This is a genomic window from Nonomuraea sp. NPDC050786, from assembly GCF_040654115.1.
Classification (GTDB): Bacteria; Actinomycetota; Actinomycetes; order Streptosporangiales; family Streptosporangiaceae; genus Nonomuraea.
The window spans coordinates 77,958-103,665 of record NZ_JBFAHJ010000031.1; the positions used below are offsets into that span (position 1 = coordinate 77,958).

The window sequence follows — 25,708 nt, forward strand, 5'->3', positions numbered from 1 at the left end:
ACCCCATGCACACCATCGAACGCCTGACCGCCGACGAGTTCGACGCCTCCGTCAAGGACCTGGCCGAACTCCTGGTCGACGCCGTGGACAGCGGCGCCTCCGTGGGTTTCCTGGCGCCGTTCGGCCACGAGGAGGCCGCCGCCTGGTGGCGTGCGCAGGCTCCGGCGGTGGCCGAGGGCGGTCTCCTGGTCTGGACGAGCCGCGACGAAGGCGTCGTCACCGGCACCATCAGCCTCGCCCTGGCACAAAAGCCGAACGCCCGCCACCGCGCCGAGATCGTCAAGCTCATGGTCCACCGCGACGCACGCGGCCGCGGCCTGTCGCGTGCCCTGCTGGCCACGGCCGAGCAGGCCGCCTTGGATGCCGGCGCCGACCTGCTGCTCCTGGACACCGAGACGGGCAGCCTGGCCGAGAACGTCTATCTCACCGGCGGCTGGACCCGCTACGGCATCGTCCCCGAGTACGCCGGATCGCCGGACGGGACGCTCCAGGACTGCAGCTTCTTCTACAAGCGGCTCAGAGCGTCTGCCTGAGCGCCTCGAGGTCGGCCAGGCGCCGGGCGGGCGCCAGCCGCGCGGCGGCGGCGACGAGCAGCAGCTCGGTGACGGCGATCTCGTGCGCGAGCGGCGCGATCGGCCCGGCGGCCTCGCGCGGCAGCCTGATCAGCACCTCCGCCTCTGCCGACAGCGGCGACTCCCACGCGTCGGTGACGAGCAGCAGCCGCGCCCCCCGAGCGCGTGCCGCCCGCACGAAACGGGCGATGTCCGGCGAGTATCGCCGGAAGTCGTAGGCCACCACCACGTCCGAGCCGCTCAGGTCCAGCACGGTACGGGCCCTGGCCTGCGCGGAGTCGGGCACCCGGTGCGCGCCGGGGCGCAGGCTGGCGAGCTGGCGGATCAGGTATTCGGCGGCCAGCTCGCTCAGCGGCCCGCCCAGCGCCCACACGGCCCCGGCCTCCGCGAGCAGCGCCGCCGCCGCTTCGAGCAGCGGGCCGGTGGCGGCGGCGAGCGTGCCGTCCAGCCCCTTGCGCAGGTCCTCGGCGGCCCGCCCCAACTCGGGGGCCTCCCCGCCGGACGCGGAGCTCTCGGCCGCGCCGGGCGATCCCGTGACGAACTCCAGCAGCCGCGACCGGTCCCGCGCCCCGTCGCGCACCGCGGTCTGGAAGTCGGCGAATCCGGCGTAGCCCAGGCGGTCGAAGAGCCGCGACGCCGTGGGCGGGCTCACCCCGGCGCGCTCGGCCAGCGCCCGCAGCGAGCCCAGCGCCGCGAACGGATAGTCGTCGAGCAGCACCCGCACGATCGCCCGCTCTCCGGGCGGCAGCTCGGGATAGACGGCGCTGAGGCGGTCGGCCACCGGATCGTTCCCCACAATGACAAATGTTACATCGTTTCCCTGTTGCCAGGAGACATGAAACGAGTGTTACGGTTCGGACCATGAGAACCTGGCATGGTCTGATCGACAGCGACTACCGGCGCTGGCTGCCGGTCACCGCCGACACCCCGTCCGTCTCGCTCAACGAGGGCAACACCCCGCTCCTGCGCTCGGCGTACCTGTCGGAGCTCACCGGCTGCGAGGTCTGGCTGAAGGTCGAGGGCGCCAACCCGACGGGCTCGTTCAAGGACCGCGGCATGACGGTGGCGATCAGCCGGGCGGCCGAAGCGGGCGCGCAGGCCGTCATCTGCGCCTCCACCGGCAACACCAGCGCCTCGGCCGCCGCCTACGCCGCCCGCGCCGGGGTGACGGCCGCCGTGCTGGTCCCCAAGGGGCGGATCGCGCTCGGCAAGCTGGGCCAGGCCGTACGGTACGGCGCCGAGATCGTCGAGATCGACGGCAACTTCGACGACTGCATGCGCGTGGCCCGCGAACTGGCCGCGCACCACCCGATCGCGCTGGTCAACTCGGTCGGCAACGAGCTGCGCCTGGCCGGGCAGCGCACCGTCGCCTACGAGATCGTGGACGCCCTCGGCGACGCCCCCGACGTGCACTGCCTGCCGGTGGGCAACGGCGGCAACATCACCGCCACCTGGGGCGGCTACCGCAACTACCACGGCGCGGGCCTGGCGGGGCGGCTGCCGCGCATGTGGGGGTTCCAGGCGGCGGGGGCGGCCCCGCTCGTCCACGGCACGCCCGTGGCCGACCCGCGTACGGACGCCACCGCGATCCGCGTCGGCAACCCGGCCACCTGGGACGGCGCCCTCGCCGCCCGCGACGAGTCCGGCGGCCTGATCGCGGCGGTGACCGACGAGCAGATCTTCGCGGCGTACCGGCTGCTGGCCCGCCGCGACGGCGTCTTCGCCGAGCCCGCCTCGGCGGCGGGCGTCGCGGGCCTGCTCGACCGGCACGCGCGAGGGGCGCTGGAGCCGGGGCTGCGGATCGTGATCACGCTGAGCGGCAACGGGCTGAAGGACCTGGACGCCTCCCTGCGCGACGGCTACACCTCGACGGAGACCTCCTCGTCCACCTCCGACGTGGCCCGGGCCCTGCGCCTGGCCGCTTGAGGGCCGGTTGTGGGATCGGTATCGGTCGTTCGCAGATGAACGACCGGAAAGTTGTGGGATACCACCATGCCTGAAGCAGGGTGTTCTGGTGTGGGATCGACGTCATGAAGGATGCATCCAAGCGGCGCGGGTTCCCCACGGGCGACCTGGCGCGGGTGGCCGTGTTCGCGGCGCTGATCGCGGTGCTCGGCCTGCCGGGCTCGCTGAACCTCTTCGGCAACGCGGTCCCGATCACGCTCCAGACGTTCGGTGTGATGCTGGCGGGCGCGATTCTCGGCACGTGGCGGGCCGCGCTGGCGGTCGCGGTGCTGCTCGTCCTGGTCGCCGCGGGCCTGCCGCTGCTGGCCGGCGGGCGCGGGGGGCTGGGCGTGTTCGCCGGGCCGTCGGCCGGGTTCCTGATCGGCTGGCTCCCCGGCGCGGCGGTGACCGGCTGGCTCGTCGAACGCGCGGGCCGCAACCCGGGCATCGTCCCCTTGGTGGTGGCGTGCCTGGTGGGCGGTGTCGGCGTGGTCTACCTGTTCGGCATCCCCGTTCAGGCCGCGCTCACCGGCATGCCCTTGGGCCGGGCGGCGCTGCTGAGCATCCAGTTCCTGCCCGGCGACCTGGTCAAGGCGGTCTTCGCGTCGGTCGTGGCCCGGGGCACGCAGCGGGCGTACCCGGACGCGGTGCCCGCCGTGCATCAGGAGCGGCTGCGTACCGGCGGGGGGCACTGACCCCCCGATGCCGGTCGCACAGCATGTGATGCGGCACGCCGCCGAGCGCCCTTCGCGCCTGGCGGTGTGCGGCCCCGCCGGGGAGCTCACCTACGCCCGGCTCGCCGAACGGATCCACGGCGCCGCCCGCCACCTGATCGGCCTCGGCATCGGGCCGGGCAGGCTGGTCGCGATCGGCCTCACGGACCCGGTCGAGGTGCTCGTCGCCGCGCTCGCGGCGGACCTGGCGGGCGCGACGCCGCTGGTGGGCGATCCCGCGTGGGACCGGGAGCGGTGGTCGCGCGTCACCCCCGCAGGCCCCGGCGTTCACGTGGACGCGCCGCTGCCGTACGTGGCGGGTCCAGCCGTACGGCACGAGCCGCGGCCCGGCGATCGGGCGTGGGCCGGCTTCACCTCGGGCAGCACCGGCAGGCCGCGTGCCGTCGTGCGCTCCCGCGCGTCCTGGACGGCGTCGTTCCCGCACCTCAGCGACCTCGCCGGAATCCGCCCCGACGACGTCGTCCTGATCCCGGGCCCGCTGGTGTCCAGCTTGTACGCCTTCGCCGCCGTGCACACCCTGGCCACGGGCGCGACGGCCCTCCTGCCGGGCCGCTGGCCCGCCAGAACACCGGGTGACCTGCCGGCCAGGGCCACTGTCGTGCACCTGGTGCCGCACCGGCTGCCCGACGTGCTGGCGCACCCGGGGACGTTGCGAACCGCGGTGGTGGGCGGCGCGGCCCTCGACCCGGACACGCGTGCGGCGGCCGCTCGGGCGGGGGTTCGTGTTGTGTCCTACTACGGGGCCAGTGAGCTGTCCTTCGTGGCGGTGGACGCCGACGGGGGTGGGCTGCGCCCTTTTCCGGGCGTGGAGATCGAGGTCAGGCCCGCACCTGCCGGCTCTCCCGGTACCGAGGTCCGGCCCGCACGCGCCGGCTCTCTCGGTGAGGTGTGGGTGCGCTCGCCCTGGCTGGCCGACGGCTACCTGGGTGACGCCGCCGGGCCGCTCCGGCGTGACGGTGACGGTTGGGTGAGCGTGGGTGACGTGGCGGAGCCGTACCGGGCAGGAGAGGTGCTGCGGGTGCGCGGCCGGGGTGACGGCGCGATCCAGACCGGCGGCGCCACCGTCGTGCCCGAGGACGTGGAAGAGGTGCTCAGGAAGGTGCCCGGTGTGGGAGACATCGTGGTGATCGGCTCGCCGCACCCGGCACTGGGCTCCGTCGTCACGGCGGTCATCGAGGCCGAACGCGCCACGCCGCCACCGCCGCGTGCCCTGCTGGAGGCGATGGCCAGGGGCGGCCTGGACGCGGCGCAGCGGCCGCGCCGCTGGTACGCGGTGCCGAGCCTGCCGCGCACCCAGGCGGGCAAGCCCGCGCGCGCCCTGGTGGCGGCCCGCCTGGCGGACGGCGACCCGGACATCCGGCGGCTGACCTGACATGCGGAACGCACCCATGACCCGGCCGGCCCGGCCCGACGAGCCCGCGGCCGTGCCTGCCTGGCCCGACGAGTCCGCGGGCGTGCGTGTCCGGCCCGACGAGCCCGTCATCGTGGCGGCACGGCGCACCCCCATCGGCACCGCCGGGCACGCGTTCAAGGAGCTGACCGTCGATCGGCTGGCCGCGCCCGTGATCGCGGCCGTCGCGCGTGACCTGGCCGGGCGGCGGGTCGACGACGTGGTGCTCGGCAACTGCATGGGCCCGGGCGGCAACGTGGCCAGGGTGTCGGCGCTGGCGGCGGGCCTGGGTGACGAGGTGCCCGGCCTCACGGTGGACCGGCAGTGCGGCAGCGGGCTGGCCGCGATCCTGGTCGCCGCTCAGGCGGTACGCGCGGGGGAGATGGACCTGGTGATCGCCGGAGGGGCGGAGAGCGCCTCGACCGCACCCCTGCGTACGCATCGAGGCGCGACGGAGCCGTACCCCAGGGCGGCCTTCACTCCGGACGGACGGCCCGACCCCGACATGGGCCCGGCCGCCGAGGCGCTGGCGGCGGCGCGCGGCATCGGCCGGGAGCGCCAGGACGCCTACGCCTGCCGCAGCCACGCGAGGGCGCTGGCCGCCCGGGAGGCGGGCCGGTTCGCGGAGGAGATCGTCCCGATCGGCGGGCGCTGCGACGACCAGCGGCCCAGGCCGCTGCGGGCAGCGTCGCTGGCCCGCCTGCCCGCGGCGTTCGTGGCGGAAGGTACAGTTACGGCCGGTAATTCCTCCCCGGTCAGTGACGGCGCCGCGGCCGTGGCCATCGTGCCCGAGCGGCTGCGCGCGGGCCTGCCGGGGATGCGACTGGTGGCCGGGGCCGTCGTCGGGTGCGATCCCGAGCTGCCCGGCTGGGGCCCGGTGCCCGCGGTGCGGCGGGTGCTGGCGCGTGCGGGGGTGGAGTTGGAACGGGTCGCGGCAGTGGAGATCGTGGAGGCGTTCGCGGCGCAGGTGCTGGCGGTCACCGACGCGCTCGGGCTCGATCCCATGGGCGACGAACGGGTGTGCGCCGACGGAGGCGCGCTGGCCCTCGGCCATCCGTGGGGGGCGAGCGGCGCGGTCGTGGTGACCAGGCTGTTCAGCCGCCTGGTCCGCGCGGGCGCCCCGCCGGGGACGCTGGGCCTGGCCGCGGCCGCGGTCGGGGGCGGGCTCGGGGTGGCCGCCCTGTTCGAGGTGGTCGGTCCCGGCCGGGGTTCTGGCCTTCCGGGTGGTCCGGCGTGATCGACTTCGCCGACGTGCGCGTACGGCTCAACGATCGGGACGTCCTGCGCGGCATCACCGCCACGCTGCCCGAGCGCCGCATCGGCGTGGTCGGCGCCAACGGCTCGGGCAAGAGCACGCTCGCCCGCCTGATCAACGGCCTGGCCCTGCCCACCGCGGGCAGCGTCACGGTGCTCGGCCTCGACACCCGCCGCCAGGCCGCCAGGATCAGGAAGGCCGTCGGGTTCCTGTTCACCGATCCGGACGCCCAGATCGTGATGCCGACGGTGGCCGAGGACGTGGCCTTCTCCCTGCGCCGCAAGGGCCTGGCGCGCGAGGAGGTCGAGCGGCGCGTGCACGACGTCCTGGCCAGGTACGGCCTGGGCGACCACGCCGACCACCCTGCCCACCACCTGTCGGGCGGCCAGAAGCAGCTGCTCGCCCTGTGCGCCGTCATGGTGCTCGAACCGGACATCCTGGTCATGGACGAGCCGACCACCCTGCTCGACCTGCGCCACTCCCGCCAGGTCGCCGAGTTGCTGCGGGAGATGCCGCAGCAGGTGGTGGTGGTCAGCCACGACCTGCCGCTGCTCGCGGACTTCGACCGCGTCCTGGTGCTGGATCAGGGCAGGATCGTCGCCGACGGCACCCCGGACGAGGCCGTCGCCCACTACCGGAAGATCATGGCGTGAACGGCCTGACCGGGGCCTTCGTCCCCGGCGACTCGCCGCTCCATCGGCTGCCGGCCGGGGCCAAGCTGGCCGGGCTGGCGCTGGGGTGCACGGTGCTGGTGCTGCTGGGCTCGCCTCCGGCCCTCGCCGGGGCGGCGGTCGTCGTGGCGGGCCTGTACTCGCTGTCGCGGGTCGGTGCGGCGGCGGCCTGGGCGCAGGTCAAGCCGGTGCGGTGGTTCGCGGTGGCGCTGTTCGGGATGCAGTGGGTGTTCGTGGACCTGCAGGGGGCGGTGTCGGCGACGCTGCGCGTGGTGCTGGCCGTGGCGCTGGCCGGACTGGTCACGCTCACCACCCGGATGTCGGCCATGCTCTCCACGCTGGAACGCTGCCTGGCCCCCGCGAGGTTCGTCGGCCTGGACCCGTTCCGGGTGTCGTTGCTGCTGTCGCTGACCGTGCGGAGCGTGCCGGTGGTGGCGGCGCTGGCCACCCGGGTCCGGGAGGCCCAGCGGGCCAGGGGCGTCGAGCGCAGCCTGCGTGCCTTCGCCGTGCCGCTGGTGGTCAGCTCGCTCCGGCACGCCGACGCCCTCGGCGAGGCGCTCAGCGCCCGCGGCCTGGACGACTGACCTCTATGCCAGGTTTGACTTATATAAGCTGGCCCTGAAATACTCGGGCGGTGCACGCATTCGACGTCCTCGGCGATCCGGTCCGACGACGGATCCTGGAGCTGCTGGCCGGCGGCGAGCAGAGCTCGGGTGAGCTCACCACCGTCATCCAGCGTGAGTTCGGCATCTCCCAGCCGGCCGTCTCCCAGCACCTGCGGGTGCTGCGCGACAACGGCTTCGCCACCGTGCGGGCCCATGGCACCCGGCGGCTCTATGCCGTCGAGCCGGGGCCACTGCAGGAGGTCGATCTCTGGTTGGAGCGATTTCGCGGCTTCTGGAGCCAACGGCTGGATGCGCTGGCGACGGAGCTGGCCCGCGGCAAGCGCGAGCGCCGCATGAACGAAAAGGACACGTGATGGACTTTGTCGACGAGCTGCTGAAGGCTCAGCGCGAGCTGAAGGACGGCGATATCAAGACGGTGGTGCTGCGACGGCACTTCGACGCCGAGATCAAGGACGTGTGGGACGCCTGCACCCAGGCCGAACGGCTGAACCGCTGGTTCCTGCCCGTGACCGGCGACCTGCGGCTCGGGGGCACGTACCAGCTCCAGGGCAACGCGGGCGGCGAGATCCTGCGCTGCGAGCCGCCCAGCCTGCTCAAGGTCAGCTGGCTGTTCGGCCCGAACCCCGGCTTCTCCGAGGTGGAGGTGCACCTGTCCGCTCAGGACGGCGGCACCCTGTTCGAGCTGCGCCACAGCGCCGAGATGCCGCCGGAGATGTGGGATCAGTACGGCCCCGGCGCGACCGGCGTGGGCTGGGACCTGGCGCTGCTGGGGCTCGGCCTCTACCTGACCATCGGCGGCCGGGGCGGGATCGACGAGAACACCTTCCACGAGACCAGCGAGGGGCGGCGCTTCATCACCGAGAGCAGCCGCGCCTGGGGCGAGGCCCACCAGGCCGCGGGCGGCACGCCCGACCAGGTGGCCGCCGCCGTCGCCGCCACCACCGCGTTCTACGCCCCCGAGTAGGACGCCGGCGCGCAGGTCTCCGGCGCACAGGTCTCCGGCGTGGCGAGGAGCCGGGCGACGGCTTCGCGGGCCCGCCTCTCCTCGCTCCGGTTGCTCAGCTGCACGGCCAGGTCGAGTGCGGCGGTGTGCAGGCGTACGGCCTGGCCGGGGTCGCCCGTGGTCGCCGCGATCTCGGCCAGGCTGTTGAGTGCCTTGGCCTCGCCTCGCCGGTAGCCGAAGCGCCGATACAGCTCCAGCGCCTGCTCGTGGTGGTCGCGGGCCTCGGAGTACCGGCCCAGCCGCGTGCAGGCCACGCCGAGATTGTCCAGGGCGTCGGCCTCACCGCCTCGGCTGCCGATCTCCCTGGACAGCTCCAGTGCCTGGCGGTGCAGGTCGGCCGCCTGCGCGTACTGGCCGAGCCGCTCGTGGACGATGCCGAGGTAGTCCAGCGTCACGGCCTCGCCGAACCGGTCGCCGATGTCGCGGAAGAGCTCCAAGGCACGCAGGTTCGCCTCCTTGGCCCGCTCGTGGTCGCCTTCGTCCGTGCCCACCCGGCCCAGGCCGACCAGCGCCCGAGCCTGACCTCGTAGGTCCTCAGCCGTACGGCAAGCGGCCAGAGCCCGCTCGAAGTGCTCGCGGGCGACGTCATGGCTGCCCTGCACCTGGTGCACCCAGCCGAGGTCGGTCAGCGCCCGCCCTTCGCCGGCCGGATCCGCGCGGCATCGGGCGGCGTGCAGCGCCTTGCCGTACAGAGTGAGAGCGTCGTCGTGGTGGGCGTGGTCGTAGAGATAGCGGTACAGCGTGGTGGCCAGCAGGCCGGTGTGCGCCGAGCCACTGTCGGCGGCCAGGACGAGATTGGCTCGTTCGGCGTCCAGCCAGGCCAGCGCCTGCCGCGCGTCATGGAGGGGCGCCGGCGGGCACGCGGACCGCTCGATGCGCGGCCGCCGGTGGGCGCTGTCGGGGTAGAGCAGGTCCATGGCGTCCGATGCCGTGATCAGCTGATGGCCGAGCAGCCGGGTCATCGCCGCATGCGTGAGGTCCGGCGGCTCCTGTTCGGCCGCGAGCTGCGCGGCGTACCGGCGGAGCAGGTCGTGGAAGACGTAACGGCCGAAGGTCCGCTGCTGGAGCATGTGCGCGTCCAGCAGGTCCTCCAGCAGATCCTCGGCGCGCTCCACGGGGAGATCGGCGAGCGCGGCGGCAGCGTGGGGTTCGATGTCGCGGCCGGGGTGCAGCCCGAGCAGGCGGAACAACCGCTGCTGGTCGGCGGGGAGCTGACGATACGACAGGGTGAACGCCGCCGCCACGCCGCGTTCCGAGGTGGCCAGCTCGGTGAGCCTGCGGCGCTCGTCACGCAGGCGTTCGGCCAGGTGGGCCACGCTCCAGCGCGGGCGGTGCCGCAGGCGGGTGGCGGCGATGCGTACGGCCAGCGGCAGGAACCCGCACAGCAGCAGGACCTCGGCGACCGCCTCGGGCTCGGCCGACGCGCGCTCGCCCACGATGCCGGTGAAAAGCGCGACGGCGTCGGGTAGCGGCAGCACGTCCATGGACACGGAGCGCGCGCCGTCCAGGTCGGTGAGTCGTTGGCGGCTGGTGATGAGCACCAGGCTGTTCGAGACGCCCGGCAGCAGGGGCCGGATCTGGGCGGCGTCGGCGGCGTTGTCCAGCACCAGCAGTACCCGGCGGCCGGCCAGCTCGGCTCGCCACAGCGCGGCCCGTTCGGTCATGGACACGGGGATGCGCTCGGTCGGCACGCCGAGCTGCCGTAGCAGCACCTCCAGCGCCTCCGCGGCCTCGAGCGACCGCTGGCCCGCCGTGTGGGCGTGCAGGTCGATGAAGAGCTGGCCGTCGGGATAGCGTTCGGCGAGGCGGTGCGCGGCATGGACGGCCAGTGCCGTCTTGCCGATGCCGGCCATGCCGTCGATCACGGAGATCGTCACCGGCTGGGAGGCGGGCCGGCACAGCTCCTCCACCTGGACGGCGCGGCCGGCGAAGTCGGCCACGTCGTAGGGCAGAAAGGCCGCCACTGGTCTGGCCGCGAGACCGCCCGCCGCCGCAGCCAGGCCGGTAGCGGCGGGCGGCCCGGCCACCGTGGGCGGCCCGGCCTCCTCGGGATGGATCCGGGCGGCCGCGGGCGGCCCGGCCTCCTCGGGCCGGATCCAGGTGGGCGCAGGCGGTTCGCCGCGCAGGACGGTCTCCTCCACTGCCAGGAAACCGTGGCCGGGGTCCAGCCCCTGCTCGTCGGCCAGTCTGCGGCGGTAGTCACGGCCGGCGGCCAGCGCGTCCGCCTGGCGCCCGGCGTGATGCAGGGCCAGCATCAACTGCCCGGCCAGCTTCTCCCGCAAGGGATGTGCGGCCAGCTCGGCGGCCAACTGGTCAAGGAGCTCGGTGTGCCTTCCGGCGGCGAGTTCGAGCTCCGCAAGCCGTTCGACCGCGCCCAGGCGCCGATCCTCCAGCCGCGCCCTGGCGCTCTCCGCGAAATGGGCCTGGACGCCGGCCAAGGCCGGTCCGCGCCATAGGGCGAGCGCTCGGCGCAGCGTCGGTACGGCAGTGGCCGGCTCGGACTCCGCCTCGGCCACGAGCGTCGCGAACTCCTGCAGATCGAGCTGCCCGGCGGCCGGAGCGATGACATATCCGGCCGGCCGGGTCTGGACCAGGTGGGCCGCGTCCGCCGTGCGCAGCGTGCGCCGCATCGCCGTCAACGCGGCATGTACCTGCGCGCGGGCGGTGTCCGGCGGCGTCGGCCCCCACATCGCGTCGATCAGCCGGTCGATGGTCAGCACGACCCCGGCGTTCAACAGGAAGTAGGCCAGGAAGGCGCGGTGTCGCGGCGCCAGAACAGGAAGCGATAGCCCGCCGGCGGACACCTCGACCGGGCCCAGGATCGCAAACCGCACATCCACCCACGAATCCTACATTTGCCTCAATCGCATCAGATGCCACAAGCGACTCATCGACCCTGCATCGAAAGCGCATCGCAAACGTATTAACGGCCCTCCCCATGCTGGTCACATCAAGCGATCACCGCTCATGAGGAGAGAGTCACCATGCAGGCACGCATGAAGAACCCCGCCCTCGTCCTGCCCGGCGCCATGAAGGCGCTCATGGACCTCACCAAGGCCACCGATCAGGCCGGACTGCCCAAGATCACCACGGATCTGGTGCTGCTACGGGCCAGCCAGATCAACGGGTGCAGCGTCTGTGTCGACATGCACGCCAAGGACCTGCGCAAGGCGGGCGAGAGTGACGAACGGCTGTTCGCCGTGGCGGCGTGGCGGGAGGCGCCGTACTTCACCGAGGCCGAGCGCGCCGCGCTGGCGCTGGCCGAGGAGGTCACCCGGCTCGCCGACGGAGGCCAGGTCAGCGACGAGCTGTGGGACGAGGTCGCCGACCACTACTCCGAGGCCGAGCTCGCCGCGCTGATCATGACGATCTCCACCGTCAACCTGTGGAACCGCCTCAACGCCAGCACCCGGCAGATCGCGGGCGCGGCATGGTAGCGGTCGCGCTCGTCACGGGCGCGAACAAGGGCATCGGTTTCGAGATCGCCCGTCAGCTCGCCGACCAGGGCATCACCGCGATCATCGGCGCCCGTGACGAGGAGCGGGGACGGGCCGCGGCCGAGCGGCTCGGCCTGCCGTACGTGCGGCTCGATGTCACCGACGCCGAGAGCATCGGTGCCGCGGCGAAGTGGATCGAGCAGGAGTACGGCAAGCTCGACATCCTGATCAACAATGCCGGGATCATGATCCCGGACGGACCGCCGAGCCAGAGCACGACCGCGGAGGCCCGCAAGGTCTACGAGACGAACGTGTTCGGCGTCATCGAGGTCACCAACGCGATGCTGCCGCTGCTGCGCCGCTCGCCCGCGGGACGCATCGTGAACGTCTCCAGCGAGCGCGGCTCGATCGGAGGCTCCCTCGACCAGGACCATCCGCTGTGGCCGATGCTCAACCTGGCCTACTGCTCCTCCAAGGCCGCCCTGAACATGATCACCGTGTCCTACGCCAAGGAGCTCTGGGACACCCCGATCAAGGTCAACACGGTCGACCCGGGCTGGGTCAGGACCGACATCAACCACAACGAAGGCATCAAGACCCCCGAAGAGGGCGCCGCGCCGATCGTGGCCATGGCCCTGCTGGACGCCGACGGCCCCACCGCCACCTTCGTCCAGCACGAAGGCCCTCTTCCCTGGTGATTCCCGAAGGAGACAAGAGCTATGGATCTGCGTAATGCCGTCCGGGGGCGCGTGCTGCTCCCCGGCGAGGACGGGTTCGACGAGGCGGCCCGCCCGTGGGCGGTGGGCGTCCACCAGCCGGTGGCCGCCGTGGTGGAGGCCGAGGACGCCGCCGACGTGTCGGCGCTGGTGCGGTACGCCCGCGAAGCCGGGCTGCCGGTCGCCACCCAGCCGTCGGGCCACGGCGCCTCGGGCGATGTGCAGGGTGTGATTTTGCTGCGGACCGGCCGCCTGGACCGGGTGGAGGTCGACGCGGAGGCGCGCATCGCCCGGGTCGGCGCCGGGGTGCGGTGGGGCCGGCTGCTGGCCGAGACCGGCAAATACGGACTCACCGGGCCGGCCGGCAGCAGCCCGGCGGTGACAGTGGCCGGCTTCGTCGCCGGTGGTGGGGTCTCGTGGTTCGGCCGCAGCCATGGCTGGGCCGCCGACTCGGTACGTGCCTTCGAGATCGTCGACGCCGACGGCAGGCAGGTGCGGGTCACCGGCGAATCCGACGGTGAGCTGTTCTGGGCGCTGCGCGGTGGTGGCGGCGACTACGCGCTGATCACCTCGATCGAGCTGGCGCTGTACCCGGCGCCCAGCGTGTACGGCGGGCGGATCGTCTGGCCGGCGGCCCGCGCGGGCGCGGTGTTCGACGCCTTCCGGCGGATCACCGCGGACGCTCCGCGCGAGCTGTCAGTGTGGATCAACCGGATGGCGCCGCCGCCGCCTGCCCCGCCGATGGTCTCCGTGGACGTGACCTACCTCGGCGACGATGCCGAGGCCAAGGCGCTCCTGGCCGCCTTCGACGAGATCGGCGGCAGCCTCTCCGACAGCCGCGGCCTGATGGACATCGCCGACCTGGGCACGATCGCGGCCGAGCCGGTCGAGCCCAGCCCCATGCTGGCCCGCACCGAGTTGCTGACCGGCCTGGACGCGGCGACGCTGGAGACGCTCAGCGGCGCCGACCTCGCGCCCCTGCTGAACCTGCAGGTCCGGCATCTGGGCGGGGCGCTGGCCGAGGCCGATCCCGCCGGCGGCGCGGGCGGGGCGCTGGCCGAGCCATACATGCTTTACCTGCTCGGCCTGCGGCTGCCCCACCTGGTCGACGCGGTGCAGGGCAAGCAGGCCGCCCTGATCGCGGCGCTGGGGCAGGCGGTCAGCGGGCGCAAGCCGTACACCTTCCTCGCGCCGGGGGAGAACGCCGCCCAGGCCTTCCCCGCAGACACCCTGGCCCGGCTGCGCGACGTCAAGCGCCACCACGACCCCTACGGCACGTTCCGCGCCAACTTCCCTGTCCTGGACTGAAAAGAGCATCATCATGTGGAAAATCGCGACTGCCGCCGCGCTGACCGCCGCCATGACGGCATCACCCGCGCCGGCCGGCGCCGAGACCGGCAGGTGGACGGCGGCGTGGGCGAGCGCCGTCCAGCAGCCGTCGCCTGACGTCTGGTATCCCACCTGGGCGGAGAAGGGCTTCGCCGACCAGTCCGTACGGCAGGTGGTCAAGGTCACCGCCGGAGGCCCGACGGTCCGGATCCGGCTGTCGAACGCCTACGGCGGCACCCCGCTCCGGCTGACCGGCGCCAGCGTGGGCCGGGCCGGCGCGGGGGCCGCCGTCCGGACGGGCACGCTGCGGCCGCTGATGTTCGCACGCTCGGCCTCGGTGGCCATCCCGGCCGGTGGACAGGCGGCCAGTGACCCCGTCCGGCTTGCGGTCAAGGCGGGCGAGCGGCTGGCGGTGACGCTCTACTTCCAGGGCGACACCGGCCCGTCCACGTACCACAACCTCGCCCAGGCCACCTCCTACCGCGCCTCCGGCAACCACACCGGCGACACCGGCGCGGGCGCCTTCGCCGAGACCAACAGCTCATGGTTCTACCTGTCCGGAGTGGACGTGCAGGGCGGCGGGGCCGCGGTGGCGACGTTCGGCGACTCCATCACCGACGGGTACGCCGCGACCCAGGACGCCGACGACCGGTACCCGGACGCGCTGGCCCGCAGGCTCGGCGGGCGGCGGCCGGTGCTCAACCTCGGTATCGCCGGCAACCGGCTGCTCAACGACTCGGCATGCCTGGGCGAGCGGGGAGTGGCCCGCTTCCGCTGGGACGTGCTCGACCAGCCCCACGTCAAGACCGTGATCGTGCTGGAGGGCATCAACGACATCCTGCTGGGCATGCGGGAGCCCACGCCCTGCACCACGCCCGCGGTCAAGGTCGGCGCCGACGATCTGATCGCCGGCTTCCGGCAGCTCATCCGCGCCGCCCACGCGCGAGGCGTCCGGATCGTCGGCGGCACCATCCTGCCGGCCGAGCTCACCGGCGAGGCCGAGGGCGTCCGTGACACGGTCAACGCGTGGATCCGGACCGGCGGCGAATTCGACGCGGTCGCGGACTTCGAGCGTGCCGTCGCCGATCCCGCCGCTCCCGACCGGATCCGGCCCGCCTTCGACAGCGGCGACCACCTGCACCCCAACCCGGCCGGCTACCGGGCGATGGCCGACGCGGTCGACCTGCGCACCCTGTGACGCAGCGCAGCGCCGAGCACCCCGAGACTCACCGTACTGGGGTGCCCGGCTCAGTCTGAGCGTACGAGGCCGCCTCGCGGCCGCCGCCGCACGCAAGGGCAGGCGCAGGAAGATCTTTGAGCTTCCGTGGTGTTCGCGAGGTAGGGTGAGTGAATACTCACCAACTCTGGAGGCGACATCGATGAGGCTCGCGGTCCTCGGAGCGACCGGTGGCACGGGACAGCAGCTCCTGCGCCAGGCACTCGACCTCGGCCACGAGGTCACCGCCGTCGTACGCGACGCGTCCAGGCTGCCCGCCGACCTGCGTGGGCGGCTGGACGTCGCGCAGGCCGACGTGACGGACGCCGACGCCATCACCTCCGCGGTCAAGGGCCGCGACGCGGTGCTGTCGGCGATGGGCGCACGCGGGCGGGGCCCCACCACCGTGCAGTCCGGCAGCATCGCCGCCGTGATCAAGGCCATGACGCGGACGCAGTCCCGGCGCCTGCTGATGGTCAGCGCCTCCGGGCTGGTCGCCGGCGCCGATGACGGCCCGTTCACGCAGTACGTGCTCAAGCCGCTCCTGCAGCGCGTGTTGCGCCACCCCTACGCCGATCTGGCCGAGGCCGAGCGGCTGCTGCGCGCCAGTGACCTGGACTGGACGATCGTCCGGCCCTCGCGCCTGACCGACGGCGGGCGCAGCGCCCGCTACCGCACGGCCCTCGACCGCAACATCAGGGGCGGCCTGAGCACCACGCGCGCCGACGTGGCCCGCTGCATGCTCACCCTGATCACCGACCAGGGCTCCATCCGCCACGTCGTCTCGGTGGCCTCATAGCCGATCTCAGGCGGCGGTGGCACGCACGTTTGTGCCTGAGGTCTAGCCGCTGACGAGCGCCGAAGGGTCGCGCTCGGGCGGGCCTGCGGGCCACCATGCGCCGTCGCGCATCGTGAAGGGGTACCAGCGGCCGTCGCGGCCGTAACGCAGTTGCATGGCGCCGAGGGTCCAGCGGTTGCGCCACGCCTCCACCTGCGGCGGGCGCTCGCCCTCCCATCCGGCCTCCAGCAGGGCCTGCGCTCTGGCGAGGTCCTGGCGGGGCGGCGTCCAGGCGCTCTCGAGCACGTCCACACCCTGCGCGCCGCCGTACCTCCAGGCCTGTACCGCCGCCTCGAGCCCGAGGTCGAGCCGGAGATCGAGTCCGTGGTCGGCGGCCAGGCGTACCCGGTCCTGGTGCTCGGTGAGCTCCGGCAGGCGCCCGTGCAGCAGCACCTCGCGCGCCCGGGAGGCGGCCGAGGCAGCGAGCACGCGCAAGGCGGCCACATCGACGCCGGGCGTCCGCTCCGCGACCACGTATTCGCCGGGCGCTCGCTCCGCCGCCACGCCCACGCCAGGCGTCCGCTCCGCCGCCACGCCCACGGCAGGCACCCGCTCCGCGACCACGCCCACGCCGGACGTCCGCTCCGCGGCCCCGTATCCGCCGGGCGCCCGGCCTGCGGGCGCGTCCAGGGCGGGCGGGGCGAAGGCGACATCGAGCGGCGGGGGGTCGGGCAGCGGTGGCACGCCGGCCGCGAACGCCTCCGCCGCCGCCACACCGCCGGCCGCCCGCGCGGTCTCCCCGGCCGGTGCCCCGTCGCCGGGAGCGCCGTCGCCGTGAGCCCTGTCGCCGGGAGCGCCGCGCCGCTGGAGCGCTTCGATCAGCTCGCGCTCGCCGCGCCCGCGCATCAGCAGCAGCACGAACGGGTCCGCGTCCAGCAGCCACGACGCCTGGTAGCACAGGGCGGCGGCGTGCTTGCAGGGGTGGCCCCAGTCGGGGCAGGAGCACTCGGGTTCGAGGTCTCCGACGGCGGGCAGCAGCGGCACGGCGGCGTCCTCGGCGGCTTCGACCAGGTCGTGGGGCATGTCGCGGTCGAGCAGCGCGGCGATGTGGCCGCTCTTGGCGGCGACCTGGTCGAGGAAGCGTTCCCAGGCGGCGTCGGTGAGCTGCTCGACACGTACGACGGTGTCGTACTCGCTCTCGGAGACGGCGGCTATGCGCCCGGGGCTGACGGTGATGGGGCCGAGCTGGCCGGTCTTGGCGTAGCCGCGGCCCTTGCGCAGCAGGCCGTGGTCCAGCGAGGTGTCCTCCATGGCCTGGATCCAGGCGCGCCCCCACCAGGAGGTGGCGAAACGGGCCCCGGCGCGCTGCGGGGGGAAGGCGGCGAATCCACGTGCGTCGGTCATCTCAGCTCCACGAGAGCGGCAAGTTCGGCGTCGGTCAGCTCGGTGAGGGCGGCTTCGCCGGAGGCGAGCACGGCCTCGGCGAGCGCGCGCTTGGCGGCGAGCATCTCGGCGATGCGGTCCTCGATCGTGCCCTCGGTGATCAGGCGGTGCACCTGGACGGGCCGGGTCTGGCCGATCCGGTAGGCGCGGTCGGTGGCCTGGTCCTCGACGGCCGGGTTCCACCAGCGGTCGTAGTGGATGACGTGGTCGGCGCGGGTGAGGTTCAGGCCGGTGCCGGCGGCCTTCAGCGACAGCAGGAACACCGGGGCCCGGCCGTCCTGGAAGCGGGCGACCATCTCCTCGCGGCGGGCGACCGGGGTGCCGCCGTGCAGGAGCTGCGTGCTCACGCCCCTGGAGGTCAGGTGCCGTTCCAGGAGGCGGGCCATGGTGACGTACTGGGTGAAGACCAGCACCGCGCCGTCCTCGGCGACGATGGTGTCGACGAGCTCGTCCAGCAGCTCCAGCTTGCCCGAGCGGCCGGGCAGGCGCGGCTCGCTCTCGTGCAGGTACTGGGCGGGGTGGTTGCAGATCTGCTTGAGCCCGGTCAGGAGCTTGACGATGAGGCCGCGCCTGGCCATGCCGCGGGCGTCGGCGATCTGAGTCATGATCTCGCGTACGACGGCCTCGTACAGACCTGCCTGCTCGGTGGTGAGCGCGACGGGACGGTCGGTCTCGGTCTTGGGCGGCAGTTCGGGCGCGATGCCTGGGTCGCTCTTGCGGCGGCGCAGCAGGAACGGCCCGACCAGCCGCGACAGGCGCTCGGCCGCCTCACCGTCACCGGACTCGACGGGCTTGGCCCACCGCGCCCTGAACCTGCCCAGTGGGCCCAGCAGCCCCGGCGTGGTCCAGTCGAGGATGGCCCACAGCTCTGACAGGTTGTTCTCCACGGGGGTGCCGGTCAGCGCGACGCGGGCGGCGGCGGGGATCTCGCGCAGCGCCTTGGCGGTGCCGGAGGCGGGGTTCTTGACGTGCTGGGCCTCGTCGGCGACCAGCAGACCCCATGGGTGCGCGGCCAGGCGGGCGGCGTCCATGCGCATGGTGCCGTACGTGGTCAGCACGAACCCGTCCTCGGCCAGCGTGCGGCTCGACCCGTGGAAGCGGCGCACGGGCACGCCGGGCGCGAACCTGGCGATCTCCCGCTCCCAGTTGCCCAGCAGCGAGGCCGGGCACACCACGAGCGTGGGGCCGGTGCCTGAGCGGTGCAGATGCAGCGCGATCAGCGTGATCGTCTTGCCCAGGCCCATGTCGTCGGCCAGGCAGCCGCCCAGGCCGAGCGAGGTGAGCCGGGCCAGCCAGCGCAGCCCGGCCAGCTGGTAGTCGCGCAACGTGGCGGCCAGCCCCGCGGGCGGATCGACGTCGGCGGGCTCGGACAGGCGCTCGCGCAGCTCGCGCAGCCAGGCGGTGGGCTCGACGGCGACCTGCTCGCCCTCGACCTCGACGGTGCCGGTCAGGGCGGCGCTGAGCGCCTCGATGCCGGTCAAGGGCTTGAGGTCGCGTTGGCGGGCCTTGCGGGCCAGGTCGGGGTCGATGAGGACCCACTGGTCGCGCAGCCGTACGACGGGGCGGTGCGCCTCGGCCAGCCGGTCCATCTCCTCGGCGGTCAGGCGCCGGTCGCCGAGGGCGAGCTGCCAGTCGAAGCTCGTCAGGTGGTGCCCGCCGAGGAACGACGGCAGGTCCGACGGCCTGCTGTCGCGCTCGCCGACGACGGCGCGGGCGCTGAGGCCGCGTACGAGGGCCTTGGGCCAGTGCACCTCGACCCCGGCGGCGGCCAGGCGCTCGGCGGCTCCGGCCAGGAGCTCCTCGACGTCGCCGTCGGTGAGGGTGAGCTCGTCGGGGACGGCGCTGTCGAGCAGCCGCTCAAGGCGGGGCCAGGTACGGGCGGCGCGGCGTACGGCCAGGGTGCTCTCGATCCTGGCGCGGGGGCCGAAGCCCCGGTCGTGGCCGCGCCACAGGTCGGCGGCGTCGACGACCAGCGAGGGGTCGGCCAGGCTGTGCAGCTGGACGACGGCGCGGAACTCGGCGGCGGCCAGGTCGTCGGCCTCCAGGCGCAGCGACAGCCGTACGCCGGAGTCGAGCCCCGCCGCCACCTCCTCGGCCCAGGGGCGCAGGTGCGGGACTTTGACGGGTCTGGCGGCGGCGTAGGCGGTCAGGCCGGTGGCCCGTACGGCGCCGGGGGAGCGGGGCATGGCGTCGGCGACCGCGTCGAGGAACGCCCGTACCAGCGGCTCGGCCTCGGGCAACCGCACCTCGTCCGGCTGCTCGTCACCGGCGCGGCCACCCGCCTCAGCCACGTGGGCGGCCTGTGCCTGCGCCGGGTCCCCGGCTCGGCGCTCCGTCCCGCCCGCCGCCCGTGACCCGCGATCGGCTGCGGTCTTAAGGCCGGGTGAGGTCCCGTCGGGGTGGAGGGGGAGGGCGCGCGCCGAGGCGGGCATGGCGGCGGCCAGCTCGCGGATGCGCTGGATGTCGGCGGCGTCCAGCGGCCCCGCGCGCCAGGAGTCGTGGTCGCCCGCCGTCACGCCCGGCAGGATGCGGCCCCGGGTGACGAGCTGGAGCGCCACCAGCGCGACCGCGCCCCAGAAGCGGGCCGCCGCGTCGGCCTGCGGGTCCATGCGCGCCCTGGCCAGCGCCGCCACCGCCTCACCCACCGGGACGAGCGTGGCCGCGACCTGCCGGGTGTCCCCGTCGGGCGCGGCCACCGTCACCGAGGACGGCCCATCCGGGTCCAGGAAGACCATGTTTCCGGACCTGGGCGGGTCGCCGGGTTGGAAGACTGCCGAGTGCCGTACCAGATCCGTCAAAGAGGTCACGGCCGTACAGTGTACGGTACGGCGGGGTGTGGTTTCCCGCACCTCGCGATCGGAAGCGTGCCTCATTCCCGGCATATCCGACGTTCCATAGCCTGGGGCCCATGACTGATTGGCTGGTTGGACTGATGGAGAGTCTCGGAGCGCCCGGGGCGGGGCTCGCGATCGCGCTGGAGAACCTGTTCCCGCCCCTGCCCAGCGAGGTGATCCTGCCCCTGGCCGGCTTCACCGCAGGAAGGGGCCAGCTGGACCTGCTGGATGTGCTGGTGTGCACGACGCTCGGCTCGGTCCTCGGGGCGCTGGCGCTGTACTGGGTGGGGGCGCTGCTGGGCCGGGAGCGCACGCTGGCCATCGCCGCCAAGCTGCCGCTGGTCAAGCCGTCCGACATCGAGAAGACCGAGGCGTGGTTCCTCAAGCACGGCCGCAAGACGGTGTTCTTCGGCCGGATGATCCCCCTCTTCCGCAGCCTCATCTCGATCCCGGCGGGCGTGGAGCGGATGCCGCTGCTGACGTTCACGCTGCTGACGAGCGCCGGCAGCCTTATCTGGAACACCATCTTCGTGATGGCCGGCTACCTGCTGGGCGACAACTGGGCGCTGGTGGAGACCTATGTGGGCATCGGCACCAACGTGGTGATCGCGCTGGTGGCGCTGGCTGTCGTGGTGTTCGTCGTCGTGCGGCTGGCCGAGCGGCGCAAGGGCAGGCATGCGCCTCGCCGCTGAGGGGCTGCGGCTGCTCGGCGCGGTGGCGCTGGGCGCCGTGACCGCGCTGATCGAGCTGGTGTTCCTGCTCCTGACGCTCCCGTTCCTGGACAATCCGAACGTCGGCGCGGCGGCCCGGCGGCTGACCCGCCTCGAGACCCGCCGCCTGCGCCTGGACCCCGGCGCCCTGCAGGAGGGCAGGCCGCTGCCCTACCTCGCCGCCCGCGTCCCGGCGGGCGTGCTGGGCGGGCTGGTGATCACGCTCCTCGTGTACGGGGCGGACACGGCGGTCCGCTTCCTCGCCGCGTGGGGGCGCGGCGAGGCGTTCGACGGGATGCGGCCGTCGATACCGCTGGTCGCCTACTTGGCGGTGGCCGGGGTCGTGCTGCTGTTCCTGGTCCTGTCGGGTGTGGTCGGGGTGCACGCGCTGGAACGTCGGCTGGCGCTGCGCATGCTGGGCCCCGACCCGACGCAGGCGCTGGAGCGCAGGATCGCCGAGCTGGCCGAGAGCCGGGCCGGGATCGTGGCCGCGGTGGACTCCGAGCGCCGCCGCATCGAGCGAGACCTGCACGACGGGCTGCAGCAGCGCCTGGTGGCGCTGTCGATGCTGATCGGGCGCGCCCGGCGGGGCCGGTCGGAGCTGCTGGAGCAGGCGCACCAGGAGGCCCAGCAGGCGCTGGCCGAGCTGCGCGAGGTGGCCTGGCGGGTCTACCCGAGCGGCCTGGACTCCCTCGGCCTGGAAGAGGCCCTGGCAGGGGTGGCCGAACGTTCGGGTGTGCCGGTGCGGGTAGCCTGCGACCTGCGGCGTCGGCCGCCCATGGCGGTGGAGACGGCGGCGTACTTCGTGGTGTGCGAGGCCGTCACCAACGCCGCCAAGCACGCCGGCGCCACGCTCATCACGGTCGAGGTGCACGAGGAGGACGCCGCGGTGGTCGTACGGGTGCGAGACGACGGCGCGGGCGGCGCGCAGGCGACGGGCGGCGGCCTGTCCGGCCTGGCCAGGCGGGTGGCGGCGCTGGACGGCGGCTTCGAGGTGAGCAGCCCGGCGGGCGGGCCGACGACGATCACGGCGGTGCTGCCGTGCGGGTGATCCTGGCCGAGGACTCCACCCTGCTGCGCGAGGGCCTGGTACGGCTGCTGCTCGAGGAGGGCCACGAGGTGCCGGCCGCGGTCAGCGACGGTGAGGCGCTGGTGGCGGCCGTGGCCGAGCACCGCCCGGACGTCGTGGTGGTGGACGTACGCATGCCTCCGACCCACACCGACGAGGGCCTGCGCGCGGCGCTGGAGATCAGGCGGCGCTGGAGTGAGGTCAAGGTGCTGGTGCTGTCGCAGTACGTGGAGAAGAGGTACGCCACCGAGCTGATGAGCGCGGACGTCGAGGGCGTCGGCTACCTGCTGAAAGACCGGGTGGCGCAGGTGGGCGACTTCCTGGACGCGCTGGAGCGGGTGGGCGCGGGCGGGGCGGCGTTCGATCCGGAGGTGGTGCGCCAGTTGCTGGCCCGCACGACGCAGGTGGACCCGCTGGCGCGGCTGACGGCGCGGGAGAGGGAGGTGCTGGAGCTGATGGCACAGGGGCTGACCAACGCCTCGATCGCCCAGGCGCTGCACGTGTCGCAGAGCGCGGTGGAGAAGCACGTGAACTCCCTGTTCGACAAGCTACGGCTGTCGCACACCACGGGCTACAGCCGCCGGGTGCTGGCCGTCCTGCACTTCCTGAAGTCCTGACAACTCAAGTCGTCTTGACAATCTTATTTGTCGGTGGAATGTTGGGGGCATTCCACCGACAGTCGGGGCATTCCGCCTACAAAGGAGCTGAACACGTCATGAGCAAGACCGTCGCGGCCAAGCTGCTCATCAAGCCGGAGTCCAAGGTGTGGATCTCCGACACCGCCCACCTGCCGCTGCTCGGGCCGCTGCCCGAGGGCGCCCGCCACGTGGAGGACCTCAAGGAGGCGGATGTGGCGCTCCTGTTCGCCTCCGACTCCGCCTCGGCCCGGCAGATCCTGGACCGGCACCGCGACCAGGTCACCGAGCCGCCGGTCGTGTGGGTCGCCTACCCCAAGGGGAACAAGGCGGACATCAACCGTGACACGCTCTGGCCGATCGTGGGCGAGTACGGGCTGCGCCCTAACGGGCAGGTGGCGGTGGACGAGGTGTGGTCGGCGCTGCGCTTCCGCGCCCTCAAGGAGGGCGAGGCCCCGTTCACCGGCGGCAAGCAGGCATAGTCGCGCCTGGCCGCCGGTTACGTCCACGTCTCTGATCATCGACGTGCCGCTCGCCGGAGATGGACGTCATTGCGACGCGGGCCGCCTCACGTGGGGGCAGACCACGTACGAGAGAACGGTGGATCGGTCAACGCGGAGCCTGGCGCAGCCGATGGCGATGCTGCGGTGGCTGGTCGACGAGCCGATGCCGGCCACGCTCGCGCAGGACGGGGGCGGCAGGAACGCCGGGAGGCCGCCGCCGGGACACTACTGAACGGCCGGCAGCAGCCGGACGGCCGGCGGAAGCGGCGCGCGGACGGGGTCGGCACGGAACGACTGGATCATCAGGGCTGCGAAACGGCGCGACGCCGCGGCTCGCTGCTCGGGTGACTCGGCGCGGATGCCCTCGTTCGCCATCATCGCCAGGATGAAGTCCTCCAGGACGAAGTCCGCCCGCAGGCCGCCTGCCGCCTTCGCGCGCCGGATGAGTTGGAGCAGCAGCCGGATCGTACGGTCGCGGTCAGCGGTGAAGTACGGCAGTTGCGAGATGAACGCGCCGGACAGGCCCCGGTCGAGGGCGTGCACCTCCATGAGCTTCTCGACCACCAGGCAGAACCCGTGCCACGGGTCGGCCTGCGCCAGCCCTTCCTCGACGACCGCCGAGCACATGGCCATCGGCTCGGCGAAGACCTCGCTGAGCAGCGCTTCCTTGGTGGGGAAGTGCCGGTAGACGGTGGCCGCGCCAACCTGCGCGCGCCGGGCGATCTCCCGGATCGGCACATCGAGGCCCTCGGCGGCGAACGTCGCGCGGGCGACCGCGAGAATGCGCGCGCGGTTGTCGCGGGCGTCCGAGCGCAGCTTCTGACTCACTTCGGCCGTCACCGCTCTCACTTTAGTCAAGCGGACGGGGTGTTCCGTTACGGTGCGGCACATGAGAGCTGTTCAGTTTTCGGAGTACGGCCCGGCCGGCGTGGTGCATGTCGCCGAGGTCGAGGAGCCACACGCAGGGCCGGGGACGATCCGCATCGCCGTGCGGGCGTCCGGGCTGTCGACGGGGGAGACGTTCATCCGTTCGGGGAAGATGCGTGAGGTGGTGCCTGTGACGTTCCCGTACCGGACCGGGTTCGACGCCGCCGGCGTGGTGGACGAGGTCGGCGACGGCGTCACGGGTGTCGGAGTCGGCGAGGAGGTGTTCGGCATGACCGCGACGACCGCGCGCGGCGCCAACGCCGATCACGCGGTCCGGGTCGTCTGGGCGCCGAAACCGGCCGTGTGGAGCTGGGAGGAGGCCGGTGGCGCCGCAGGCAGCGTCGAGACGGCCACGCGTGTGCTCGACCGGCTCGCGGTCGGCGCCGGGCACACCGTGCTGGTGCAGGGCGCGGCCGGCGGGGTGGGCACGGTCGCCGTGCAGTTCGCGGTCGCCCGTGGCGCCACGGTCATCGGCACGGCCGGGGAGCACAACCACGACTTCTTGCGCTCGCTGGGCTGCGAGCCGACGACGTACGGGGCGGGCCTGGTCGAACGGGTCCGCGCGCTGGCGCCGGGCGGGGTGGACGCGGTGTTCGACTGCGCGGGAGGGGCGCTGCCCGACCTGATCGCCATCACCGGCAACCCGGCGCGCGTGGTGACGATCGCTCCCGACCTCACCGCGGCGGCCCTCGGCGTGCACCTGTCGCACGGCGTGCCGGCCGGCGACACAGCGGCCGTCGGAGCCGCCGACCCGCTGGCGGTGCACGGTCTCGGCATCGCGGTCGAGCTCGCCGGGCAGAGCCGGCTGCGGGTGCCGGTCGCGGCGGCGTTCCCGATCACTGAGGCGGCTGCGGCGCACGAGCTGAGCGAGAGCCGCCACTCTCGCGGGAAGATCGTGCTGGTGAACTGACCGGCCCCACCCAGGCAACGGCCGCCCCCGAGATCGTTCGTCGCTCCGGTTGCTCGAGGTTTGGTCAGTCGAATTGCAGGACGAACCGCCCGCGAATACCGCGTTGTTCGAGCGAGCGGTGCGCGTCGGCGGCCCGGGTGGCGGGCAGTCGGCCGGCCACGCGGATGGTGAGCCGTCCGTCGCCGGCGAGTTCGGCGAGCCGGTCGAGCTCGGCCGCGGCCTCGACGTAGTCGCGGACGAAGATCGGGGCGACGCGGACCCGGCCGGTCCCGTCGCCCTGGTAGCCGCGGACGGTGACGACGGTGCCGCCGTCCTTGACGGCCGGGAGCGTGCCGGCCTCCAGCACGGCGGCGTCGAGGAGCCCGTCAACACCGCCGGGGTGGAGGCGGCGGACCGTTGCCACGAAATCATCCCCCCGCGGCACGACCTCGTCGGCTCCGCAGTCGCGTACGAAGGTCTCGTCCTGGCGGGCGGCGTCGGCGACGACGACCAGCCCGGCCTGCTTGGCGAGCTGGACGAAGTATCCGCCGACGGTGCCGGCGGCGCCGGTGACGGCGACCGTCGCGCCGGCCGGGAGCGCCAGCGTGTCGAGCGCGAGCTGCGCGGTGAGCCCGTTCATCGGGATGGTGGCGGCCTGGACGTCCGAGAGCCCGGCCGGGATCTTCGCGACCGACCGGGCTGGTACGACCAGGTCTGCCCGGTAGCCGCCGTGCTCGCCCGAGGGCACCACGATGGCCATGACGGCGTCCCCGATCGTGAACGGGCGCTCGACGGCGGGGCCGATGTCGGTGATCACTCCGGCGACCTCCATGCCCGGCACCCGCACCGCGTCCGCCGCGTCCGCCGCGTCCGCCACGTCCTGTCGCGGACGTGAGCGGATCATCGCGTCGGTCGGGTTCACCGTGGCGCTGGTGACCCGGATCCTGACCTGACCGGGACCGATCGGCTCGGCCGCCAGATCGAGCTCGTCGAGAGCGTCCGGTCCACCTGGTTGTGTCACTCCGAT

Annotated in this window: 26 protein-coding genes; 20 read left to right on the forward strand and 6 right to left on the reverse strand. The window is 73.4% G+C overall.

The genetic code is table 11. From position 1 onward, the window contains the following. The first annotated feature begins 5 nt into the window (after positions 1-5). Positions 6-533 (forward strand): GNAT family N-acetyltransferase, encoded by a 528-nt coding sequence (locus tag AB0H84_RS41035; protein ID WP_357617099.1) that lies wholly within the window; start codon positions 6-8, stop codon positions 531-533. On the opposite strand, the gene AB0H84_RS41040 is transcribed toward AB0H84_RS41035, so the two are convergent. Continuing rightward, positions 517-1,368, reverse strand: coding sequence for a MurR/RpiR family transcriptional regulator (locus AB0H84_RS41040; RefSeq protein WP_357617101.1), 852 nt, complete (start codon positions 1,366-1,368; stop codon positions 517-519). The genes AB0H84_RS41035 and AB0H84_RS41040 overlap by 17 nt on opposite strands. Before the next feature lie 65 nt (positions 1,369-1,433). Between AB0H84_RS41040 and thrC the strand changes: the two genes are divergently transcribed. From thrC to AB0H84_RS41080, 8 genes are all read left to right on the forward strand, one after another. Then, positions 1,434-2,498: a threonine synthase gene (gene thrC, locus AB0H84_RS41045; RefSeq protein WP_357617103.1), complete on the forward strand. Its 1,065-nt coding sequence runs from the start codon at positions 1,434-1,436 to the stop codon at positions 2,496-2,498. 104 nt (positions 2,499-2,602) lie between these two features. Next, positions 2,603-3,211, forward strand: coding sequence for a biotin transporter BioY (locus AB0H84_RS41050; RefSeq protein WP_357617105.1), 609 nt, complete (start codon positions 2,603-2,605; stop codon positions 3,209-3,211). Positions 3,212-3,218: 7 nt separating this feature from the next. Further along, positions 3,219-4,622, forward strand: a complete 1,404-nt coding sequence (locus AB0H84_RS41055; RefSeq protein WP_357617107.1) for an AMP-binding protein — start codon at positions 3,219-3,221, stop codon at positions 4,620-4,622. A gap of 16 nt (positions 4,623-4,638) precedes the next feature. Further along, positions 4,639-5,877 (forward strand): thiolase family protein, encoded by a 1,239-nt coding sequence (locus tag AB0H84_RS41060; protein ID WP_357617109.1) that lies wholly within the window; start codon positions 4,639-4,641, stop codon positions 5,875-5,877. Then, positions 5,874-6,548, forward strand: coding sequence for an ABC transporter ATP-binding protein (locus AB0H84_RS41065; protein ID WP_357617111.1), 675 nt, complete (start codon positions 5,874-5,876; stop codon positions 6,546-6,548). The genes AB0H84_RS41060 and AB0H84_RS41065 overlap by 4 nt, the downstream gene beginning before the upstream one ends. After that, positions 6,545-7,150, forward strand: coding sequence for an energy-coupling factor transporter transmembrane protein EcfT (locus AB0H84_RS41070; RefSeq protein WP_357617113.1), 606 nt, complete (start codon positions 6,545-6,547; stop codon positions 7,148-7,150). The genes AB0H84_RS41065 and AB0H84_RS41070 overlap by 4 nt, the downstream gene beginning before the upstream one ends. Before the next feature lie 50 nt (positions 7,151-7,200). Further along, positions 7,201-7,545, forward strand: coding sequence for a metalloregulator ArsR/SmtB family transcription factor (locus AB0H84_RS41075; RefSeq protein WP_357617115.1), 345 nt, complete (start codon positions 7,201-7,203; stop codon positions 7,543-7,545). Beyond that, complete coding sequence (locus tag AB0H84_RS41080) at positions 7,545-8,156, forward strand: SRPBCC family protein (protein WP_357617117.1); 612 nt, start codon at positions 7,545-7,547, stop codon at positions 8,154-8,156. The genes AB0H84_RS41075 and AB0H84_RS41080 overlap by 1 nt, the downstream gene beginning before the upstream one ends. Here AB0H84_RS41080 and AB0H84_RS41085 read toward each other — a convergent pair. Next, complete coding sequence (locus tag AB0H84_RS41085; protein ID WP_357617119.1) at positions 8,141-11,035, reverse strand: BTAD domain-containing putative transcriptional regulator; 2,895 nt, start codon at positions 11,033-11,035, stop codon at positions 8,141-8,143. The two genes, AB0H84_RS41080 and AB0H84_RS41085, sit on opposite strands and share 16 nt — an antisense overlap. Positions 11,036-11,179: 144 nt before the next feature. Here AB0H84_RS41085 and AB0H84_RS41090 point away from each other — a divergent pair, with 144 nt between their 5' ends. The 5 genes from AB0H84_RS41090 to AB0H84_RS41110 all read left to right on the forward strand — a co-directional run bounded on the left by AB0H84_RS41090 (position 11,180) and on the right by AB0H84_RS41110 (position 15,692). Beyond that, positions 11,180-11,632, forward strand: a complete 453-nt coding sequence (locus AB0H84_RS41090; protein ID WP_357617121.1) for a carboxymuconolactone decarboxylase family protein — start codon at positions 11,180-11,182, stop codon at positions 11,630-11,632. Further along, positions 11,626-12,330, forward strand: coding sequence for an SDR family oxidoreductase (locus AB0H84_RS41095; protein WP_357617123.1), 705 nt, complete (start codon positions 11,626-11,628; stop codon positions 12,328-12,330). Before AB0H84_RS41090 ends, AB0H84_RS41095 begins: the two co-directional genes overlap by 7 nt. A 21-nt stretch (positions 12,331-12,351) precedes the next feature. Beyond that, positions 12,352-13,656, forward strand: a complete 1,305-nt coding sequence (locus tag AB0H84_RS41100) for an FAD-dependent oxidoreductase (protein ID WP_357617125.1) — start codon at positions 12,352-12,354, stop codon at positions 13,654-13,656. A 13-nt stretch (positions 13,657-13,669) separates the two neighbouring features. Then, positions 13,670-14,875: an SGNH/GDSL hydrolase family protein gene (locus AB0H84_RS41105; protein ID WP_357617127.1), complete on the forward strand. Its 1,206-nt coding sequence runs from the start codon at positions 13,670-13,672 to the stop codon at positions 14,873-14,875. A 181-nt stretch (positions 14,876-15,056) separates the two neighbouring features. Continuing rightward, complete coding sequence (locus AB0H84_RS41110) at positions 15,057-15,692, forward strand: SDR family oxidoreductase (protein ID WP_357617129.1); 636 nt, start codon at positions 15,057-15,059, stop codon at positions 15,690-15,692. 42 nt (positions 15,693-15,734) lie between these two features. Here AB0H84_RS41110 and AB0H84_RS41115 read toward each other — a convergent pair whose 3' ends face one another. Then, entirely contained in the window at positions 15,735-17,075 is a 1,341-nt protein-coding gene (locus AB0H84_RS41115; RefSeq protein ID WP_357617131.1) for an SWIM zinc finger family protein, read from the reverse strand. Next, on the reverse strand, positions 17,072-19,921 hold the full coding sequence (locus AB0H84_RS41120) for a DEAD/DEAH box helicase (protein ID WP_357617132.1): 2,850 nt from the start codon (positions 19,919-19,921) through the stop codon (positions 17,072-17,074). Before AB0H84_RS41120 ends, AB0H84_RS41115 begins: the two co-directional genes overlap by 4 nt. Positions 19,922-20,022: 101 nt before the next feature. On the opposite strand from AB0H84_RS41120, the gene AB0H84_RS41125 reads away from it, so the two are divergent. The 5 genes from AB0H84_RS41125 to AB0H84_RS41145 all read left to right on the forward strand — a co-directional run bounded on the left by AB0H84_RS41125 (position 20,023) and on the right by AB0H84_RS41145 (position 23,097). Beyond that, the gene (locus AB0H84_RS41125) at positions 20,023-20,640 is read left to right on the forward strand and encodes a DedA family protein (RefSeq protein ID WP_357617134.1); all 618 of its coding nucleotides are present in this window, start codon (positions 20,023-20,025) and stop codon (positions 20,638-20,640) included. Continuing rightward, positions 20,624-21,709, forward strand: a complete 1,086-nt coding sequence (locus tag AB0H84_RS41130; RefSeq protein ID WP_357617136.1) for a histidine kinase — start codon at positions 20,624-20,626, stop codon at positions 21,707-21,709. Before AB0H84_RS41125 ends, AB0H84_RS41130 begins: the two co-directional genes overlap by 17 nt. Further along, complete coding sequence (locus tag AB0H84_RS41135; protein WP_357617138.1) at positions 21,700-22,344, forward strand: response regulator transcription factor; 645 nt, start codon at positions 21,700-21,702, stop codon at positions 22,342-22,344. The genes AB0H84_RS41130 and AB0H84_RS41135 overlap by 10 nt, the downstream gene beginning before the upstream one ends. A 98-nt stretch (positions 22,345-22,442) precedes the next feature. Beyond that, positions 22,443-22,844 carry a hypothetical protein gene (locus AB0H84_RS41140; protein WP_357617140.1) on the forward strand — a complete coding sequence of 134 codons (402 nt, stop codon included), beginning with the start codon at positions 22,443-22,445 and terminating at the stop codon, positions 22,842-22,844. Between the two features lie 118 nt (positions 22,845-22,962). Further along, on the forward strand, positions 22,963-23,097 hold the full coding sequence (locus AB0H84_RS41145; RefSeq protein ID WP_357617142.1) for a hypothetical protein: 135 nt from the start codon (positions 22,963-22,965) through the stop codon (positions 23,095-23,097). Here the strand turns inward: AB0H84_RS41145 and AB0H84_RS41150 are convergent. Beyond that, positions 23,091-23,705, reverse strand: coding sequence for a helix-turn-helix domain-containing protein (locus tag AB0H84_RS41150; RefSeq protein ID WP_357617144.1), 615 nt, complete (start codon positions 23,703-23,705; stop codon positions 23,091-23,093). The two genes, AB0H84_RS41145 and AB0H84_RS41150, sit on opposite strands and share 7 nt — an antisense overlap. A 49-nt stretch (positions 23,706-23,754) precedes the next feature. On the opposite strand from AB0H84_RS41150, the gene AB0H84_RS41155 reads away from it, so the two are divergent. Then, positions 23,755-24,702, forward strand: a complete 948-nt coding sequence (locus AB0H84_RS41155; RefSeq protein WP_357617147.1) for an NADP-dependent oxidoreductase — start codon at positions 23,755-23,757, stop codon at positions 24,700-24,702. 64 nt (positions 24,703-24,766) lie between these two features. Here AB0H84_RS41155 and AB0H84_RS41160 read toward each other — a convergent pair whose 3' ends face one another. Next, a complete protein-coding gene (locus tag AB0H84_RS41160) occupies positions 24,767-25,702 on the reverse strand; it encodes an NADP-dependent oxidoreductase (RefSeq protein ID WP_357617149.1) in 936 nt (311 codons plus the stop codon). Between the last annotated feature and the right edge of the window lie 6 nt (positions 25,703-25,708).

Bases quoted from the DNA above. Each gene is read 5' to 3' on its own strand.
- AB0H84_RS41155 (WP_357617147.1), top strand. From the start codon at position 23,755: ATGAGAGCTGTTCAGTTTTCGGAGTACGGCCCGGCCGGCGTGGTGCAT.
- AB0H84_RS41090 (WP_357617121.1), top strand. From the start codon at position 11,180: ATGCAGGCACGCATGAAGAACCCCGCCCTCGTCCTGCCCGGCGCCATG.
- AB0H84_RS41125 (WP_357617134.1), top strand. From the start codon at position 20,023: ATGACTGATTGGCTGGTTGGACTGATGGAGAGTCTCGGAGCGCCCGGG.
- AB0H84_RS41095 (WP_357617123.1), top strand. From the start codon at position 11,626: ATGGTAGCGGTCGCGCTCGTCACGGGCGCGAACAAGGGCATCGGTTTC.
- AB0H84_RS41115 (WP_357617131.1), bottom strand. From the start codon at position 17,075: ATGACCGACGCACGTGGATTCGCCGCCTTCCCCCCGCAGCGCGCCGGG.
- AB0H84_RS41080 (WP_357617117.1), top strand. From the start codon at position 7,545: ATGGACTTTGTCGACGAGCTGCTGAAGGCTCAGCGCGAGCTGAAGGAC.
- AB0H84_RS41055 (WP_357617107.1), top strand. From the start codon at position 3,219: ATGCCGGTCGCACAGCATGTGATGCGGCACGCCGCCGAGCGCCCTTCG.
- thrC (WP_357617103.1), top strand. From the start codon at position 1,434: ATGAGAACCTGGCATGGTCTGATCGACAGCGACTACCGGCGCTGGCTG.
- AB0H84_RS41140 (WP_357617140.1), top strand. From the start codon at position 22,443: ATGAGCAAGACCGTCGCGGCCAAGCTGCTCATCAAGCCGGAGTCCAAG.
- AB0H84_RS41130 (WP_357617136.1), top strand. From the start codon at position 20,624: ATGCGCCTCGCCGCTGAGGGGCTGCGGCTGCTCGGCGCGGTGGCGCTG.
- AB0H84_RS41050 (WP_357617105.1), top strand. From the start codon at position 2,603: ATGAAGGATGCATCCAAGCGGCGCGGGTTCCCCACGGGCGACCTGGCG.
- AB0H84_RS41035 (WP_357617099.1), top strand. From the start codon at position 6: ATGCACACCATCGAACGCCTGACCGCCGACGAGTTCGACGCCTCCGTC.
- AB0H84_RS41110 (WP_357617129.1), top strand. From the start codon at position 15,057: ATGAGGCTCGCGGTCCTCGGAGCGACCGGTGGCACGGGACAGCAGCTC.
- AB0H84_RS41060 (WP_357617109.1), top strand. From the start codon at position 4,639: ATGACCCGGCCGGCCCGGCCCGACGAGCCCGCGGCCGTGCCTGCCTGG.
- AB0H84_RS41105 (WP_357617127.1), top strand. From the start codon at position 13,670: ATGTGGAAAATCGCGACTGCCGCCGCGCTGACCGCCGCCATGACGGCA.
- AB0H84_RS41100 (WP_357617125.1), top strand. From the start codon at position 12,352: ATGGATCTGCGTAATGCCGTCCGGGGGCGCGTGCTGCTCCCCGGCGAG.